The organism is Psychrobacter urativorans (assembly GCF_904846695.1).
GTDB lineage: Bacteria > Pseudomonadota > Gammaproteobacteria > Pseudomonadales > Moraxellaceae > Psychrobacter > Psychrobacter urativorans.
The window spans coordinates 1-17,764 of sequence record NZ_CAJHBR010000003.1; the positions used below are offsets into that span (position 1 = coordinate 1).

At 41.7% G+C, this 17,764-nt stretch carries 12 protein-coding genes and 1 pseudogene; 9 read left to right on the forward strand and 4 right to left on the reverse strand.

The features are described from left to right. The 3 genes and pseudogenes from JMY09_RS03330 to JMY09_RS03340 all read left to right on the forward strand — a co-directional run. Nucleotides 1–118: pseudogene (locus JMY09_RS03330) on the forward strand (IS982 family transposase); the annotation flags it as partial. Nucleotides 119–402: 284 nt separating this feature from the next. Continuing rightward, nucleotides 403–1,263 (forward strand): Nif3-like dinuclear metal center hexameric protein, encoded by an 861-nt coding sequence (locus JMY09_RS03335; RefSeq protein ID WP_201622184.1) that lies wholly within the window; start codon nt 403–405, stop codon nt 1,261–1,263. Nucleotides 1,264–2,027: 764 nt separating this feature from the next. Continuing rightward, nucleotides 2,028–3,236, forward strand: a complete 1,209-nt coding sequence (locus JMY09_RS03340) for a transglycosylase SLT domain-containing protein (protein WP_201622185.1) — start codon at nt 2,028–2,030, stop codon at nt 3,234–3,236. 132 nt (nt 3,237–3,368) lie between these two features. Here the strand turns inward: JMY09_RS03340 and JMY09_RS14760 are convergent, their stop codons facing one another. The 3 genes from JMY09_RS14760 to JMY09_RS03355 all read right to left on the reverse strand — a co-directional run bounded on the left by JMY09_RS14760 (nt 3,369) and on the right by JMY09_RS03355 (nt 8,679). Then, nucleotides 3,369–6,425: a LysM peptidoglycan-binding domain-containing protein gene (locus tag JMY09_RS14760; protein WP_201622186.1), complete on the reverse strand. Its 3,057-nt coding sequence runs from the start codon at nt 6,423–6,425 to the stop codon at nt 3,369–3,371. 337 nt (nt 6,426–6,762) lie between these two features. After that, the gene (locus JMY09_RS03350) at nt 6,763–7,257 is read right to left on the reverse strand and encodes a hypothetical protein (RefSeq protein ID WP_201622187.1); all 495 of its coding nucleotides are present in this window, start codon (nt 7,255–7,257) and stop codon (nt 6,763–6,765) included. Nucleotides 7,258–7,635: 378 nt separating this feature from the next. Beyond that, nucleotides 7,636–8,679, reverse strand: a complete 1,044-nt coding sequence (locus tag JMY09_RS03355) for a CNNM domain-containing protein (RefSeq protein ID WP_218689034.1) — start codon at nt 8,677–8,679, stop codon at nt 7,636–7,638. 624 nt (nt 8,680–9,303) lie between these two features. Between JMY09_RS03355 and yajC the strand changes: the two genes are divergently transcribed. The 6 genes from yajC (at nt 9,304) to JMY09_RS03385 (ending at nt 16,031) form a co-directional block, all read left to right on the forward strand. Continuing rightward, nucleotides 9,304–9,630 (forward strand): preprotein translocase subunit YajC, encoded by a 327-nt coding sequence (yajC, locus tag JMY09_RS03360; RefSeq protein WP_201622188.1) that lies wholly within the window; start codon nt 9,304–9,306, stop codon nt 9,628–9,630. A 152-nt stretch (nt 9,631–9,782) separates the two neighbouring features. Beyond that, a complete protein-coding gene (gene secD, locus JMY09_RS03365; protein WP_201622189.1) occupies nt 9,783–11,663 on the forward strand; it encodes a protein translocase subunit SecD in 1,881 nt (626 codons plus the stop codon). A 9-nt stretch (nt 11,664–11,672) separates the two neighbouring features. After that, nucleotides 11,673–12,980: a protein translocase subunit SecF gene (gene secF / locus JMY09_RS03370; protein ID WP_201622190.1), complete on the forward strand. Its 1,308-nt coding sequence runs from the start codon at nt 11,673–11,675 to the stop codon at nt 12,978–12,980. 347 nt (nt 12,981–13,327) lie between these two features. Next, complete coding sequence (locus JMY09_RS03375) at nt 13,328–14,746, forward strand: MATE family efflux transporter (RefSeq protein ID WP_201622191.1); 1,419 nt, start codon at nt 13,328–13,330, stop codon at nt 14,744–14,746. A 294-nt stretch (nt 14,747–15,040) separates the two neighbouring features. Next, on the forward strand, nt 15,041–15,679 hold the full coding sequence (locus JMY09_RS03380) for an AzlC family ABC transporter permease (RefSeq protein WP_201622362.1): 639 nt from the start codon (nt 15,041–15,043) through the stop codon (nt 15,677–15,679). Next, nucleotides 15,672–16,031, forward strand: coding sequence for an AzlD domain-containing protein (locus tag JMY09_RS03385; RefSeq protein ID WP_201622192.1), 360 nt, complete (start codon nt 15,672–15,674; stop codon nt 16,029–16,031). The genes JMY09_RS03380 and JMY09_RS03385 overlap by 8 nt, the downstream gene beginning before the upstream one ends. A gap of 124 nt (nt 16,032–16,155) precedes the next feature. On the opposite strand, the gene purF is transcribed toward JMY09_RS03385, so the two are convergent. Then, the gene (gene purF, locus JMY09_RS03390) at nt 16,156–17,691 is read right to left on the reverse strand and encodes an amidophosphoribosyltransferase (RefSeq protein ID WP_201622193.1); all 1,536 of its coding nucleotides are present in this window, start codon (nt 17,689–17,691) and stop codon (nt 16,156–16,158) included. Nucleotides 17,692–17,764 lie beyond the last annotated feature (73 nt).

Here is a 17,764-nt window from a genome sequence, read left to right on the forward strand (position 1 = left end):
TTTATGGCATTTGTCTCATCGATTGATTCGTAAAATCCTGTCACACAATCTGTGCTTTGTACTCAACAAAAAACTTGGTAATCCGCCTCTTCAGTTTGATTTGCTTATTTCAAGTTGAGAGTGGGGTAAAGTTATATGAATAAATACTAACAGTTGCTATGCGTTGAACGCCAATAAGCGTATACCGTGATACATTGCCACCTATGCAAATTATAACTGGCATTGGCATAAAAGAGTCACGCATCGTGTACCTTTTCAGTTAGTGTATTTGTCTATTATTTTTCTACTAACCCTTACAGCTTACTCGTTAGCAGCAGTCTCGCTGCTAGATTTTGCTGTTAACTCGAGGGTTTTATAATTGTGCTAAAATCTCCGTAATAAAATTAAGCCCAAGGAACCGTCATGCCCTATAAAAACTCTGCAACTAGCTCAGAAAACCAGCCAGCCTCTCAATCAGCCTCTCAATCAGTAACCGCGCAAGCCTTAGTGCAGTTTTGTGATGAGTATTTATCGAGCGCCGCCTTTAAAGACTATGCTCCTAATGGGTTACAAGTTGACGCAGGTCAGCCTATCAAAACTATTATCACTGGGGTCACCGCTTGTGAGGCGCTAATCGATGCCGCTATCGCTGCAAAAGCTGATGCTATCATGGTACACCATGGTTATTTTTGGAAAGGTGAGCCTGAGGCTATCGTTGGTATCAAAGGCCAACGTATTCGTAAGCTCATGCAGAATGGTATTTCGTTAATCGCCTATCATTTGCCTCTCGATGCCCATCCGCTAATAGGTAACAATGCCAAACTTGCTGAAATGCTAGGCCTGACCATCAGCGGCCCATTGTATCCGCATGAGTCTCATCCAGTCGGTAACATCGCTACTTGTGCAGCACAGAGTGCAGAAGATTTAGCGGCAACTATTAGCCAAGTGTTAGGACGGGTACCACTATATATCTCCAGTGACTATAGTTTTACTGATAATCAAAGCTTATTAGACAGTACAACTAATAAAAAAATCAAACGTATCGGCTTATGCACAGGCGGCGCGCAAGATATGATTGAGCAAGCCGCTATTATGGGTTGCGATGCTTATCTATCAGGAGAGATATCTGAGAGAACCACGCATAGCGCGCGTGAATTAGGGCTAGATTATTTTGCTTGTGGTCATCATGCTACCGAACGTGGCGGTATTCAGGCTTTGGGTGAATTAATCGCTGAGCAGTTCAAGCTAACGGTGACATTTGTCGATATAGATAATCCTGCCTAATGGTTAAGATTTTTCACTGTTTTGTTAACCCTACTTGAATGATAATTATATAGACCGCATACAAAGAGATAGTAAGAGACTGTTTTGTCATGAAACTTTTCATCAATGGTAGCTTCCGGTTATAGCATCAGGGGCTCTAGGGCTGGGTGGTTAACTGTTATTTTTTAACAGTAATTTCAACAGTGGCATGGCCCTATAACTATAGAAATAAAGTCAATTTTAACAGCGACCATTTCTATACACCTGATGTTGCAATTGCCCTGTTAGTTTTTATAATCTTTTATACTTGCCTGTACCTAGTTGAGCGTTAACTACATTATTAGCAGGCACTATAGAGGTTTTAGTAGCCAACTTAAAGCAATTCTGGACAAGATCACACTGCTCGAACCTTAATGTTTTTGACTTTTAAGCATCTTATGATAAATATCTTGTTAAAAGTTAACCGCCATTACTGGTCAGTAGCCGGACAACAAATTCGATTTTAGTCATTAATGACAGTAAATCGATATTATTGCCTAGATCTTTGTTTCAATAATTTATTCATGACCTTACCTAAGTAATATACAGCTGTCTGATAGTTATTATTAACTAGTAGTGGCTTTTATATTACCAAATAGTACTACATTCATTGATTCGATGGCCTTAAAGTCGATTGAGGAGTGGTCTACTGTTTAACAGCGTCGTTCAACTGGGCATTTATAATAAGCTCAATAAGTTGAATATCTGTTTAGGGTGAGCAGGATGGCTAAAATTAGGAGACCTCTATGCAGCGTATTACTTATCGTGTCAAAGTATCTGCGCAAAGTGCTAAACGCCGTATTGGTTATTTACTGCGTCCAGCCAAGCGTGAACTTAACACTAAAAGTAACTTCGTTCCTCTCGTTCCTTTCATTCCGCCAAGCCGTTTTTCTAAAACCAAAAAGATCATGCAAGTCACTAGTATTGCCTTGCTGTCCTTGCCTGCTGAAAGTCTGACAACGATGAATAATCAAGTCTCTACTTATGACCATGTCATGATAGATAAGACTTTGACTATTGCTGCTGTGCCTGGCGATAGCACTTATTTCGCTACTGATGGTTTCCAACATGGTTTTGGCTACGACTTAGTACGTAGCTATGCCGATGAGCTGGGGGTCACTATTACGCTAAAAGCTTATGCTAATGAACAAGATGCTTTAAAAGCGTTAAAATCAGGTACTGCTGACATGGCTTTGACTACAGCTAGCACTGAGCTTAGAAATGAGTTGGCCCTACCCTCAATCAATGTCAGCTGTGGTTATGATACTAGCTTAACTAAAAATGGCCTAAACCCTAAAGTTAATTGGTCATTCAAAAATTCTGATGATCCATTGTCGCAAAAAGCCAGTAACTTTTTATGTGACAGTATCAAGCTTGATAATACTCAAAAGCTAGCCTCATTTTATAATCAAGATTTATTAAAAGATGCTTATAGCCAGCAACATTTTCAACAGACTTTGACCGAAAAGCTCCCTGACTACCAGTCATCATTTAAACAGCAAGCTCAGCAGTACAATCACGACTGGGAGTTACTAGTCGCTATGGGTTATCAAGAGTCGCATTTAGACGCTAATGCTGTTTCACCAACTGGGGTGCGCGGTATTATGATGCTAACTAATAGCACCGCAAAAGCTATGGGCGTTGCTGATCGTATTGATCCTTATCAAAGTATCGGTGGCGGTGCTCGTTACTTAGAAGAAATGAAGTCTGATTTTACTGATGTGCCCAAAAGTGATCGGGTTTGGTTTGCCCTCGCTGGCTATAATATGGGTCCCAATGCTGTCAAACGTATTCAAAGCGAGTTGCGTGCACAAGATATCGATGATAAGAGCTGGGCCAATGTCTATGCCTATTTATCTGAGAACAAAGCGGCAAATAGTCGTTATGAACAAGCTATGCACTATGTCAGTAATATCAGAAGCTATTTAGAAACTATCAAAACTACGGCTACTTAAGAACCGTTAACAAGTAAAACTGTTAATAAATAAAACCTGCAATAATTAAAAACTGCCCATAAAAAAGCTGCCCTTATAGATAAGAGCAGCTTTTTTGTCACTAGGTTTTTAGTTCAGCGCTTAAATTAACTTTTAACGATTGGGTACAGTCAAGCGTTGACCACGTTGTATCATCGTATTCGCTGGTATTTTGTTCATATCAGCAAGCTCTTGGGTCGATACCCCATATTTACGAGCTAAGCTAATTAAGTTGTCACCAGAACCGACGGTATAGCTAACTGTCAGTTTAGGTACTTTGATAGTTTGCCCACGTTGCAGTTGCGCATTAACCGCTAGGCCATTAGTAGCCGCTAGATCTTCAACTGATACTTTAAAGCGACCCGCTAAAGCAATTAAGCCGTCACCAGGTTGTACTTTGTAGTTTTCAGTATTGCCTAACTTTTTGCCACTATTACTTGAGCTACTATTACTACTGGCAGCGCTACTACTGGCGCTACTATTAGAGCTGCTGCTAGTACTGGCCGAGCTACTACTACTGCCACCAGCAGGAATAGTAATACTGCGACCTAGTATCAAGTTTGAAGTCGTCGTCAAGCCATTGGCTGATGCTAAGTCACTAACGCCGATGTTATAGCGTTTGGCAACCCCAGTTAACGTATCACCTGATTGGATTTTATAGCTGATTGGCTTATCGTTTAACTTATTATCAACTTGCGCTTTAGAAGCCGGCACTTTGATAGTCTGTCCACGTTGCAAGCGAGCGTTGGCATCAAAGCTGCTGTTAACTGCTGCGACTTGCTCAGCACTAACGCCAATACTATTAGCGATGCCAATCAAAGTATCGCCAGATTTGACAGTATATTTGCTAGTAGCTGCTGAACTTGAGCTGCTGCTAGTATTTGCCGAGCTGCTACTGCTACTGGCACTACTGACATTAGTATTAGCGTTTGCAGGAATTTTTAAGGTTTGACCGACATACAATGAGTCTGTAGTGCCAATATTATTCAAGCTAGCTAAAGCTTCGGTAGAGATATTGAACTGGCGAGCCAGAGCAATAAGGCCGTCACCTGGTTTTACTTTATAATTTTTGGTCGCTACATTAGCCTTGCTAGGCTTAGTCGATGGCGCCGCAGGAGTACTGATTGGAGGCGTCACTTTGCCAGGAATTAACCAAAGTTTCTGACCTCTTAGTAAGTCAGCACGGCTGCTTAGATTATTATAAGTAGCTAGCTGAGTAACCGACAAACCAAAGCGATTGGCAGTACCGATCAGGGTGTCACCACTTTGTACTACGTAGCTGTCAGGCTGGCTGGCAGCACTGCTACTCGTATCACTAATAGGGGCGATAGTTTTAGCGTTGTATAGATATAAAGTACTACCGGATAATAAATTTGTATTAGCATCTATCTGGTTCCACTCGGTAATATCACGCCAGCTAACCCCTGCTCGGCTAGCAATGTTAGATAAGGTATCACCACGTTTTACTGTATAAGTAGTACGTTGACCTTGTGGTTTTGGTTTGCTTGCCGCTTTGGTTGGGAAGCTTAGTTTCTTCTCTTTACCACTAGCTTCTAATATAGACTGCTGCGTCTGTATCGCTGATAACTTAATATTACCATCAATGGAGCTAACAATATCACGCTGCTCAGGAGTCTGCATTTGAATCTGCTGGGCGATAAAGTCACGCTCTTCTTTACTCAGTGGCGGCTCTTGAGTAATAGTGTTGTTGCGAGTAATCTGTGCTGAAGTGGTGGGCAAACTATTACTGCTCTTAAGCTCAGCATTGATTTTGTTAGTCTCTCTACTGGTAATAGGAGGCTCAGTATTAAACGAGGTATTATTACCATAAACAGAGCTACTAGTCGGATTTGGTGTCGGTGTGATATAGCTAGTGGTTTGCTGCGGCACACTGGCGCTAGACGCATATGCCGCTAAGCCGCCACCAGTCGCAGGCAATGAAGAGCTAGGATAGGGCTTACTGTTATAATTAGGAGTGCTAGGCGTTGAGCTAGTGGTTGGGCTACTATTATTAAAAGTAGTCGTAGCAGCGATCACATTACTACTGCCATTGCCTCTTAAGCTACTAAGCTTGGCATCAATATTGACATCGACATCATTAGGAATAATGATCCGCTGTGGACCTGATGAATCAATGCGCGAAGACGTTAACGCCGTATTGAGTCTTTCAAGCTCATCGTAACTCACGCCTGTCACTTGGGCAACTTCAGCCAGACTGACACCATAGTTAGCAGGCACACTACGGAAATGCTGACGGTTAGCGATAGCTGGGAGATAAACCCCAAACTTTTCTGGATTGGCGACAATCTCAGCAACCGCCAAGAAGCGTGGCACATAGTTCATGGTCTCAGTCGGTAATCTAAGCGACCAATAATCGGTAGGTAAGCCTTGCGCTCTATTGGCATCAATGGCTTTTTGTATACGTCCTGGACCCGCATTATAAGCGGCTAAGGCTAGCTCCCAACTGCCAAACTGATTATGTAGCGCCGTCAAAAAGTCATAAGCGGCACGTGTAGATTCGATAACATCACGGCGACCATCATAGGTGCTGCTCTGGTTTAGACCATAGATACGACCCGTACTAGGAATGAACTGCCATAACCCTGCGGCTGCAGCGCTACTAGTACCACCTGGATCATAGGAGCTTTCGATGACTGGCAACAGAGCCAGTTCAGTTGGAATATTACGGCGCTCAGCTTCACGTACCGTATGATAAAGATAGCGACTTGCCCGTGCCGTTAGACGATTTAGATAGTCTTGTCGGCTAGTAAACCAACCCTTTTGACCTTCAATACGTTGATTATAGACTGGATTGCCGCTATTCATGCGATAACCAGCTCGCAAGCGACCCCACAAATCACCGTACTGCTGAATGGCAAGCTTGTTACCTTCAACCATTGTCATATCACTGGCTTCAAGCAAATCCGCTAACTCATCTAAGCTTTCCGCATCTAAATAAGCAGTTGAATAGTCACCACCAGCATTGATATTTGGCTGAGTAGTAGCTGCTGTTTGATTAGCAGGACGCTTAGTAATGACTGGCGATGAATTAGTAGCACCAGTATTTTTGACTGCTGAAGTATTACTACAAGCGCTGATAAGTAGCGTTGATACCGCGAGCGTCAAAGGCAGAGCGATAAATGAGCGAGATTTTACGAACACATTAGACATGATAATTGGCGTTTCCTAGCAGCTAGTATGAGTACCGATATTAATAATTGACAGTATTTATAGTATTGACAGTATAGTATGCAAAGCGAAGCAAAAACCATAGCTATCTTAAAGATATTTAAAAAATGATAACGCTCATTAGGAGCGTAGAAGATTTATAATAATGGTATTGAGCAGTCGACCACAGCAGCGTCTACTTATTACGCTTCAACACCTGTTAGTATAAATCTATTATTACAAATCAATATAAGGCCACTTTAGTATTGCTCAGCTAATCAGCACTAGCATAACTAAGCCACTTTATATTTGAACCCTTTTTATTTTAATAGCTATCGTTCTAATCAATAGTGACTTGTGATACAGCTCGTAGCAGTACCGCATTACCGGTAGCAACCGTTAAGGTCACTCGTGAATTAGTAACGAAAGATACACTCTGGCCATCTTTAACCCAGCTCTCAGTAGTCGTCACGTTAGCTTTGGCTTGTTCTCCAGTAATCACTATATTATTGATACTGATCTCGTAGCGGTAATTTGAAGTTTGATTCCATCCAGTCTGTAACAGTCTTAAATAAGCCTCTTTATCCAAGCTAGTAGACTTGCCCTTTCTAGATAAAGAAATGAGCGCATCATCAGAGACTAGACGTGATACTTGACTGAGGTTTTTACTATTAGCTGCCGCTTTCATAGCCGCAGAATAATTCTGTACTAAGCTTTCATTCATAGTTGCCGCTTGCACACTAACAGAGAACGCACTAGCTACCGCTGCTACTGCAGCAATGCTCGTACCTCTGACTATCACCGTCAGCAATCGTTTTACCCATATATTTTGCATCGTAATCCTTAGCGATAATAGTAATATTAACTATTGATAGGTCGTTAAAATCAATTGGTATCGTTGTGAGCTTATAAAATTTTATTATTAACTGACTGTTATTACTAACTAATAGCGAGCAATGGAACGGATTTTTATAAGCTTCTATTGCTAAATACTAGAGACTTGCAGTCAGTTGAGTAGGCCTTAAGTCATTATTGTTTTAGCCTATCACTAATTTCTAACACTCATGTAACGCCCTAGATGACTATTGATAGGTCATAGCTATAACTACTGTAACATTTTGAAATAAATGCCTATAGACTAGCCGCTATAACCTCAGCATTAGTCTATTAGCAGCTGTATATTTAATTGCTTGTAAGATAAATAGTAATAGGCTTAATTATTATAATCTTCATCATCACTAAGCTTCATACCTAAGCGCTCTACTCGTCTGTCCATCATCTGTCGTGCTAGCGCCTGCATATCCTCAACCCGATCAATCTCATCGACAATCTCTAAGCCCAATAGAGTCTCAAACACATCCTCTAAAGTAACCAAGCCTTTGACTTCACCATACTCGCCTACGGTAATGGCAATGTGAATACGGTTCTTTAACATCAATTCGAGCAGATCAAAAAGTTTCATCTTGGAGAATACAAAGCTAATTTCACGTTGAAACTGAGTTAAAGGCTTGTGTACGGCATGATTTACTTTTGCCAGTAACATGTCTGTTTTTAACACAAAACCCGTTATGTTGTCCAAGTCACCTTCATATATAGGTAAGCGAGAAAAAGTTAATTTTGGTCGATCCGCCATCACTTCAGCGACTGTTTTGCTTTGCTCAAACGCTAGCATAACCGAACGTGGAGTCATAATATCTTCGACTTTTATCGCCCCAAAGGCTAGCAAGTTACGAATAATGCGGGCCTCTAACGGATCGATTTGGCCAGCCTCTTCCCCTATGCTAGTTAAAGCGGCGAACTCACGACGACTAAACACATTGGTATCTTTGCCACCAACCAAAAGTTTAGTTAATCGCTCAGACAACCAAATAATCGGATACAGTAAGATGATAATACCGCGGACGAAATAAGCTACTAACCCGCTTAACTGCCGCCAATAGACCGTCCCTAAAGTTTTGGGTATGATTTCAGAAAAGGTCAAAATAGCCAGAGTCATTAAAGCTGAAAACAAGCCAAACCAAGCACTACCGAATACGATAGTGGCTTGCGCACCAGCACCAATAGAGCCCAAAGTGTTGGCAATCGTATTTAAAGTTAGGATAGCGGCCAAAGACTGATCAACACTATCTTGTTTTAAGCGTTTGAGCATTTTAGCTTTTTTGGGATTGCTCTCTTGTACATCTGCAATGTATGACGGAGTCATGCTAAGCAAAACAGACTCGGCCATTGAACAGACAAAAGACAAGCCTATCGCCATACTGATAAAGCCTATGAGCAGCATGACGTTGCTAGTGCTTGGTTCAGCAAGGGCTTCGGCAGCAAAAGCCGGATAAGGGAACAGCAACAATAGCGATAACAACAACAGCGCAACTATAGTTAAGGGCTTACTAAAAAGCCTAAGATAACTATACTTGCCGCTATGCTGATATGAATAGTTGCCTAAATAGGCAAGCGTCGTCGGGGGAGGTTTCGCGGACGCGGGTTCACTATGAGCGCGCTGACGACATAAACGAGGTACAAACAAAAAAATGGGCAACAAGGTAGGTAACCTGAATATTAAGAGGACTTAAAAAGGATTAAACAATCTACTATTATCGTTCAATATAGACCATTTTAACGTTCTGATAGTAGCATTGATGTTGTGCTTTCACAATAATTTGTCATTTTATCTGAATTTTATTTTTTCAAGTTTCACTTTCACTGTTGCGTATAGAACGACTAATCCTTATATCTAAGTCAAATTGCCTGTCAATATCTTTCAAAACTGTCTGTCTTAGCGTATAAATATACCCTCAGCTTATGATTAACAGTTACCAAGTGGAAGAATTTTTGTTACTATGCGTCTAATTTTATTGTTATCTGCAACTCACTGAGAGAATTTATGAGCTTTTTTATCCAGTCAGCCCACGCTGCTGAAACTGCTGGCGGCGCTTCGATATTCGGTCAAATCTTACTTCCTGTAGCCTTTTTTGCTATCTTTTACTTTTTGGTGATTCGTCCCCAATCTAAACGTACTAAAGAGCATCGCGCTATGGTTACTGCCCTTACTGTCGGTAGCGAGATTATTTTCGCTGGTGGACTAATGGGTCGTATCAAAACTTTAGAAGGCGATTATGCTATCGTTAGTTTGAATAACAATACTGATATTAAAGTACAACGTGCTTCGGTCATCTCAGTATTGCCTAAAGGCACTATTGAAAGCGTTTAACTTGTGTCAACAACGCTGACTATCTAGAAACTTTATTACTGTATTAGCCTGCTCTTATATAATCCTATAAAATGACCGTTCATTACTTACGGTCATTTTGTGCTTACTTGTGGCCCGCATCGCCAATATTTTATTAACATAAAGAAGTGATTATGCAATATCCTGCTTGGAAATACTTCGTCATTATTCTCGTGCTTATAGTCGCTGGTCTTTATGCAGCGCCTAATCTTTATCCTGATGAGCCAGCAGTACAAATTACTAGTGCTGCGGCTGGGACACAGCTGTCTGAAAGTGTGTTGACTCAGTCTCAAAGTCTGCTCGATGAAGCTAAAATAAGCTACAAAGGCGGTAGCTTTGAGGGTAATAGTGCGCTATTACGTCTCGATAACTCTGTTACTCAGCTAAAAGCCAAAGAGGTTTTAATTCAGAACTTAGGTGATGACTATGTGGTCGCCTTAAACTCAGCGCAAACAACACCGCAATGGCTGCGTGATATCGGTGCTAAACCGATGAAACTGGGCTTGGATTTGCGTGGCGGAGTACGTTTTGTCTTAGAAGTAGACATGGATGAAGCGATTAAACAGCGTCTGAGTAGTGCTAGTCGTGATGCACGTAGTAGCTTGCGTGCTGAACGTGTGGCTATAAAAGGTATCAAAACTGAAAAGCGAAGTATCGCTTTGCATTTTGCTGATACTGATACTCGTAATCGTGCTCAGAATATTCTACAAGCAGCGATGGGTAATGACTTTAACTTGCAATCGTCTATCGATGAGCAAGGTCCATCCCTAATAATGGCCTATAACGATGCTAAGCTAGATGAGATCAATAGCTATGCGGTCAATCAAAACCTGAATACTCTACGTAACCGAATTAGCGAGCTTGGCGTTTCGGAAGCTTTAGTACAGTCACAAGGCTCTAGCCGTATCGTTGTTGAGCTGCCTGGTATTCAAGATCCTGCAGAAGCTAAGCGTGTACTAGGTCGTACCGCTAATCTTGAATTCAGAATGGTTGCTAAAGGCAGTGAAAACTTCACTGGTGGTATTGCTCCTGCAGGCACTGAAGCGTTTCCTTTTGAGACCCTCGATGGTCCTCCAGTACTATTAGAGCGTAAAGCTATTGTTACTGGTGAAAAGGTCACGGATGCACAGACCAATATCGATCCAGAAAGCGGTCAGCCTGAAGTCAGTATCACCTTGGATAGTGCTGGTGGTAAGCTGATGCAGAATGCCACTCGTACGGCTGTTGGCGATCAAATGGCGGTATTGTTTATTGAAAATAAGCAAAGAATTACTTATGAAGAAAACCCTACAACGGGTGAGTTGACTGAAATACGTACCCCTTACTCTGAAACTAAAGTAATCAATCGTGCCAATATTCAAGCGGTACTAGGGTCTTCATTCCGTATTACTGGTCTCGATAGCAGTGCTGAAGCTGCAGAGCTGGCACTACTGTTACGCTCAGGTGCACTTGCAGCGCCTATGTATTTCGTTGAAGAGCGTACTATTGGTCCCTCGTTAGGGCAAGAAAATATTGATAAAGGCTTATTCTCAACGCAAGTAGGTTACTTGCTTGTATTCGCCTTTATGATTATCTTCTATCGCTTGTTTGGGGTCATCGCCAATCTTGCTTTGGCAGTGAACGTGATAATTATTATTTCAATTATGTCTATTTTAGGCTCGTCACTAACCTTGCCTGGTATTGCCGGTATTGTATTGACTATAGGTATGGCGGTTGATGCCAACGTGCTGATCTTTGAGCGCATACGAGAAGAGCTAGCCAACGGCGTCCGGCCAAAGAGTGCTATTAGTGCCGGCTTCGATCGTGCTTTTAGTAGTATTTTTGATGCCAACGTCACTACCTTAATAGTTGCTTTTATTCTATTTGCCATCGGTACCGGTCCGATCAAAGGTTTTGCGATTACATTAGCTATAGGTATCATCAGCTCGCTATTCACTGCTATTTTGGTCACGCGCGCATTAGTACAACTTGCTTATGGTAAGCGTAAATCACTCAAACGTTTGAGCATCGGTTAGGAGAAACACATGGCGATTGAAAGTAATAATCCCACCAGTAAAGAAAACACACCGACTTCAAACAGTTCAGGTGGTGGTCCAGACGGCAATAATGGCAATCCTAGTGAAAAAACACGTCGCCGTCGTAATAATCCGCGTCGTGATGGTAAGGGTAGCAACACCCAAACCAATAAATCGACTAGTAAAACAGTAGATCAAACCAATGCCAAGTCTGCTACTAGCAAAACTCGTGGTGAAAAATCTAGACAAGCGCTGACAGCATCGTCATCAGTAGCTAGTACTGATACTAATTACGATCCTATTGAAGCTAGAGATAGCACCGCTGAGCTTGAAGCGGCTAATGCTGAGGGCGGTATCAAATCCCTTGGTGATCAGCGTATCATTCCCTTTATGAGTATAGAAAAGCCGATGGCGATTCTATCGATAATATTGGTTATTGCTAGTATTATTGCTATTGCAGTCAACGGCCTAAACTTCGGTCTTGACTTCACTGGCGGCGTATCAGCTGACATAAAATATCAGCAGCCTGTTGAACAAGCCACCGTAGTAAACGCATTGGCTGACAACGGCTTTGACGATGCGGTAGTGCAGTACTTAGGGACACGTGATGAGCTGTTGATTCGCTTACCGCCTCAGTCGGACGATGTTAGTGGACTCAATACCAATCTCGAAAAAGCCTTAGCATTGCCAAATAACAATGTTGAAATCAATAATGTTAATATTATTGGTAGTCAAGTAGGTAATGAGATTTACCTAAATTCCATTATGGCTTTAGCGTTAGCGTTACTTAGTATGCTGGGTTACGTGGCTTTGCGCTTTCAGTTCAAACTGGCACTTGGGGCTGTGATATCGCTATTTCATGATGCTGTGGTCACGATTGGTGTGTTTGCGCTGTTCGGTTTTCCGTTTGACTTAACAGTGTTAGCGGCTATTTTGGCACTGATTGGTTATTCATTGAATGATACTATTGTCGTCTATGACCGTATTCGTGAGAACTTCCGCCGCGTCCGAGGTATGACTCCACGTCAGACGGTCGATCTATCATTGACTGAGACTCTACGCCGTACCATTATGACTATCTCAACTGTACTGCTAGTAGTATTAGCTATGTTGTTCTTAGGTGGTGATGGTCTATACTGGTTCTCAGTAGCTCTATTTATAGGGTTAATAGCGGGTACTTACTCTTCTACTTATATCTCCAGCTCTATTCCATTGGCGATGGGTCTATCACGTGATGACTTCATAGTAAAAGTAAAGCCTGAGTTCGAAGAAGAGATCGTAAACTTCAATGATCCAAAAATGTTCGAACAAGACTAGATATTGTTTCTTGAGTGTCTAGAGCTAAGCGTTATTGATTATTGATTACTACTTGCCAATCACTAGTCATCAATCACTAGTCATCAATCATTAGCTCTTCATAACCGATATTGATAAAAGCACCTAACTTATAGGTGCTTTTGTCTTTTTAATAGAGTTTATTTTAACAGTATTTTAACTAACAGCTGTTAGAGTGATCGTTTTTATTATGCATTCAATAACAGTTTAAATAGTCATTATTAGCAGCACTTGTGCAACAGCAATTACTTATCAAGTCGCACTATCATTGAGGCTCAAAATAAGATGATAGGCCGTCTATTTTATGTTTTTATCTAAGTGATTCTTCTATGTCCTCTATTCCAGTATCACCCACATTAGCCCCTATAGATACTCGCTATCGGCATATTATCAGTATTGCCGTGCCAGTTATGCTTGCTAACTTGGCTATGCCGCTACAAAGCGTTATTGATACTGCTATTGTCGGTAATATGGATGATGCGGCAAAGCTTGCTGGTATGGGTCTGGCTATTCAATTACTGTCGTTGTTATTAGTAAGTTTTAACTTCTTGCAATATGCCTCCTCTGGCCTATCTGCTCAAGCGTTGGGGCAAATGGCTGATAACCATCATCTAGCTTCTAGTGCTGGCAACAGCACTGCAATTACCCCTTCTCCTCTATTGGCTATACTACAACGAGCGTTGCTATTAGCTTTTATTATTGGCGGCGTATTATTGCTTGCCAAGCCTTGGCTAATTGACTTAGGTTTACGGGCCTTATCGGCTAACCCAGACAGTGCTCTAGCTGCAAAAACTTATCTAGATGTGCGTTTTTGGGGAGTAATAGCTGAGCTGATGAACTTTGCTTTTATTGGCTGGTTTGCAGGGCAAGGTAAAACTCGCTACATGCTCTATCAGCAAGGGTTTATTGCTGTCGCTAACATTATTTTGACCTTGTTCTTTGTTTACGTAATGCAGATGGGTATAGCAGGTGTGGCTTTAGGAACTGCTATAGCCTTTTGGTCAGGGATACTATTAGCGCTATGGCTTAGCAGAAAAAACCTAAAAATAAGCTGGCAACAGCTATTTACCATTGATCCAGAGCACTTTACTAAGTCTAAGATGCTTAGGCTATTTTCGTTAAATAAAGATATCTTTATTCGCACCTTAATACTGACCTTGAGCTTTGCTTGGGTCACTCGCTTGTCGGCACAAAGTGGCGATTTAGTACTAGCAGCCAATGCCATCTTATTGCAGATACTCAGTATTTCAGCTTTTGCCTTAGATGGTGTAGCGGTATCTGGTGAGACTCTAACTGGTCAAGCGGCAGGACGACGTGATTGGCAACGCTTTAGTATTATCGTCAAACGTACTGGTATAGTCAGCTATGGATTGGCAATAGTTCTCAGTCTAATTTGGTGGCTTTTTACACCGATGTATTTGGAGTTAATGACTAATATTGAGCCAGTCCTAACTTTAGCAAATACTTATAAAAATTATGCCATATTATTACCGATAATAGGCGTAGGGGCTTACTGGCTTGATGGAATATTCTTTGGTTTAACGGCTGGCAGTGTGATCCGCAATGCAGCGTTAATATGGGCCGCTATCTTCTTCCCTATTAGCTGGCTGCTGTATCAGCAGTACGCTATGGCTGGTATTTGGCTAAGCGTCTGGTGCATACTAATACTACGTATGCTAGTACTTGGAGTGTATCTATATCGCGCCCAACGATCAGGTAATTATGAGATTTTGCAGCCTGACTTATAGATAAACTAGGTAACCCTTTAAGTTGTAATTTAAGTAGCAATTTAAGCTATGGCTATTAAAAACTAAGCACTAAAACTAAGCACTAAAACTAAGCGGTAAAATAAGTCGTAAAAATAACAAGCCACAGCTAGCGGGCTACCAGACTAACAAGCAATTGATAATCATGATTGGTTTTTTAGTGAAGCATACTGTTTATGAAATTATTAGCACTTAGGACATTCTGTGGATACTTATTCTCAAGGGCAGCCCAGTTATCAATGGGCTGCAGGTTTTAAAAAAAGCGTTCCTGTAGCTATGGGTTACTTACCAGCCGGTATCGCATTTGGGGTACTAGCTCAAGTCGCAGGCGTGCCTATCTGGGCCACTATTATGCTCAGTATTATTCTGTATGCTGGCGCTGCACAGTATGCTTGCTTGCCGATGCTAAGCGCAGGCTTACCTATAGGTAGTATCGCCACTAATATCGCCGCCATCAATCTGCGCCATATATTTTATGGGGTGCCCCTGTTAAAGTATTTGCCCACCAATAGACTGGCTAAAGCCTACTGTTTGTTTGCCTTAACCGATGAGACTTTTTCGGTAATGACAAGCTTACCTGCTGAGTCTCGGCATGCGCTGATATTACCAATAAGCTTATTTAATCAAAGCTGGTGGGTGCTAGCAAGCATCGTTGGGGTGCTGATAGGCAGTGCTCTTGATGATCTAGTACCGCATTTAGATTTTGCCTTAGTTTGTTTGTTTGTCATTTTGGCTTATGAGCAGTTTCAAACTATCAAACGCTACTTCCCTATCGGTATCGCGGTCATCGGCTTAGTGGTTGCCTCGCTATTCACTAGTAACTGGCTATTACTAGTCGCTATCATGATTTGTATGCTGCTAATATTGGCACGTGGTTATTGGCTCAATAAAACTCTTGGAGAGGCTAATGATTAGTAGTTATTTAATAGCGGCAACCCTAGCGATGGCAGCGGTCACTTTTATTACTAGGGCTGTTCCAGCGTTAATCCCGCAAAAATTGATGGATCAGCCTTGGCTGCATCGACTCAATGAGAGTCTACCGTTATCCGTCTTAGTATTATTAGTTCTAACTAGTATTAGCTACCAAGATTTAAGCCTAGCTACAGCCATAAATAGTGCGCAACTGCATTTAGTCTTAGCGCAAATAGGAGCACTGGCTTTAGTGCTATTAATCTATCATATCAGCCGTCAATTGCTAGTTAGTATGGTAGTTGGTATCGCTGCTCTAAATGGTTTGCTGTGGTTATTTGATCGTTTTTTAAGCTAACAGCAGCACAAATAAAAAGGCTGGATTCATATCGAATCCAGCCTTTTTGTTATAACTGCTAATAAAAGCTAATCATTGAGACTTAATCATTAAAACTTAACCATTAAATTTTAAAGCTTAAGTTTTACAGCTCAGCTACTCCCATCATGTCTACTGAGGTATCGGCAACTATTTGCATACCTTTTTTACTAGTTTTAGCGCTTTCGCTACGCTGTTCTTGTAAATGGTCAAGATAAGCTTCATTAATCTGACCAGTGATATAGCAGCCGTTAAATACCGCACAATCGAAGCCTTCAACTTTACTATGCTTAGTGTCTTTTACCGCATCGATTAAGTCGTCTAAATCTTGGAAAATCAAGCGATCAGCACCGATGATCTCGCGTACTTCCTCCACAGTATGACCCGCAGCAATAAGCTCACTACGCACTGGCATATCTATGCCATAGACATTAGGATATATCACTGGAGGCGCTGCACTAGCAAAGAATACTTTGCGTGCACCAGCATCGCGTGCCATTTGAATGATTTCATGACAAGTGGTTCCACGCACGATAGAATCATCCACTAATAACACGTTTTTACCTTTGAACTCTAACGGTACTGCACTGAGCTTTTGTCGTACTGACTTTTTGCGTTGCTGCTGACCGGGCATAATAAAAGTGCGGCCAATATAGCGGTTTTTCATAAAGCCTTCACGATACTTAATATTCATCATCAGCGCCAGTTCCATCGCTGAAGTACGTGAAGTATCAGGAATAGGAATGACCACATCGATATCGTGATCCTCACCCCACTCTTTAAGGATTTTTTGTCCTAACTTCTCACCCATACGTAAGCGTGATTTATAGACCGAAATATTATCCATAATAGAGTCAGGACGTGCAAAGTACACATACTCAAAGATACATGGCGTGTACTCTTTTGGCTCTACGCATTGATGAGTATGCAACTGATGATTAAGGTCAATAAAGATCGCCTCACCAGGTTTAACGTCACGAACAATCTTAAATCCTGAGCTTGATAACGCTACTGACTCTGAGGCAACCATATACTCAGTACCCCCATTAGCGGCTATACGCTCACCAAAGATCAAGGGTCGGATACCATTAGGATCACGGAATGCTAATAGACCATGACCGGTGATCAGTGCTACTACCGCATAAGCCCCTTCAACACGACCATAAACTTCTTTTACTGCAGAAAAAATATCTTCAGCCGTTGCATGGGTTTTGCCTAAACTTTGCATTTCATGAGCAAATACATTTAGCAAAACTTCAGAGTCTGAATCCGTATTAAGATGGCGACGATCTTCAATATACAGCGACTTAGCCAGACTCTCAGCGTTAGTCAGGTTACCATTGTGCGCCAGAGTAATACCATAAGGAGAGTTGACATAGAAGGGCTGGGCCTCAGCACTACTTGAAGTCCCCGCAGTCGGATAACGCACGTGACCAATACCGAACTTACCCACTAGCTTAAGCATATGACGGTTCATAAACACATCGCGAACCATACCATTTTCTTTACGCAGATATAGTCGTCCATCTTGCAAAGTTACGATACCTGCCGCATCTTGACCGCGATGCTGTAGCATAGTTAACGCATCATAAAGAATTTGGTTGACTGGCTCATGAGCTGCAACTCCAACGACTCCACACATAGATATATCCTGTTATTAAACAAATAGTAGTAATGAGGTGATTGTCAATTTGATCACAAAGTAGTGACAGTTG

Bases quoted from the DNA above. Each gene is read 5' to 3' on its own strand.
- JMY09_RS03335 (WP_201622184.1), top strand. From the start codon at position 403: ATGCCCTATAAAAACTCTGCAACTAGCTCAGAAAACCAGCCAGCCTCT.
- JMY09_RS03340 (WP_201622185.1), top strand. From the start codon at position 2,028: ATGCAGCGTATTACTTATCGTGTCAAAGTATCTGCGCAAAGTGCTAAA.
- JMY09_RS14760 (WP_201622186.1), bottom strand. From the start codon at position 6,425: ATGTCTAATGTGTTCGTAAAATCTCGCTCATTTATCGCTCTGCCTTTG.
- JMY09_RS03350 (WP_201622187.1), bottom strand. From the start codon at position 7,257: ATGCAAAATATATGGGTAAAACGATTGCTGACGGTGATAGTCAGAGGT.
- JMY09_RS03355 (WP_218689034.1), bottom strand. From the start codon at position 8,679: ATGGCGATAGGCTTGTCTTTTGTCTGTTCAATGGCCGAGTCTGTTTTG.
- yajC (WP_201622188.1), top strand. From the start codon at position 9,304: ATGAGCTTTTTTATCCAGTCAGCCCACGCTGCTGAAACTGCTGGCGGC.
- secD (WP_201622189.1), top strand. From the start codon at position 9,783: ATGCAATATCCTGCTTGGAAATACTTCGTCATTATTCTCGTGCTTATA.
- secF (WP_201622190.1), top strand. From the start codon at position 11,673: ATGGCGATTGAAAGTAATAATCCCACCAGTAAAGAAAACACACCGACT.
- JMY09_RS03375 (WP_201622191.1), top strand. From the start codon at position 13,328: ATGTCCTCTATTCCAGTATCACCCACATTAGCCCCTATAGATACTCGC.
- JMY09_RS03380 (WP_201622362.1), top strand. From the start codon at position 15,041: ATGGGTTACTTACCAGCCGGTATCGCATTTGGGGTACTAGCTCAAGTC.
- JMY09_RS03385 (WP_201622192.1), top strand. From the start codon at position 15,672: ATGATTAGTAGTTATTTAATAGCGGCAACCCTAGCGATGGCAGCGGTC.
- purF (WP_201622193.1), bottom strand. From the start codon at position 17,691: ATGTGTGGAGTCGTTGGAGTTGCAGCTCATGAGCCAGTCAACCAAATT.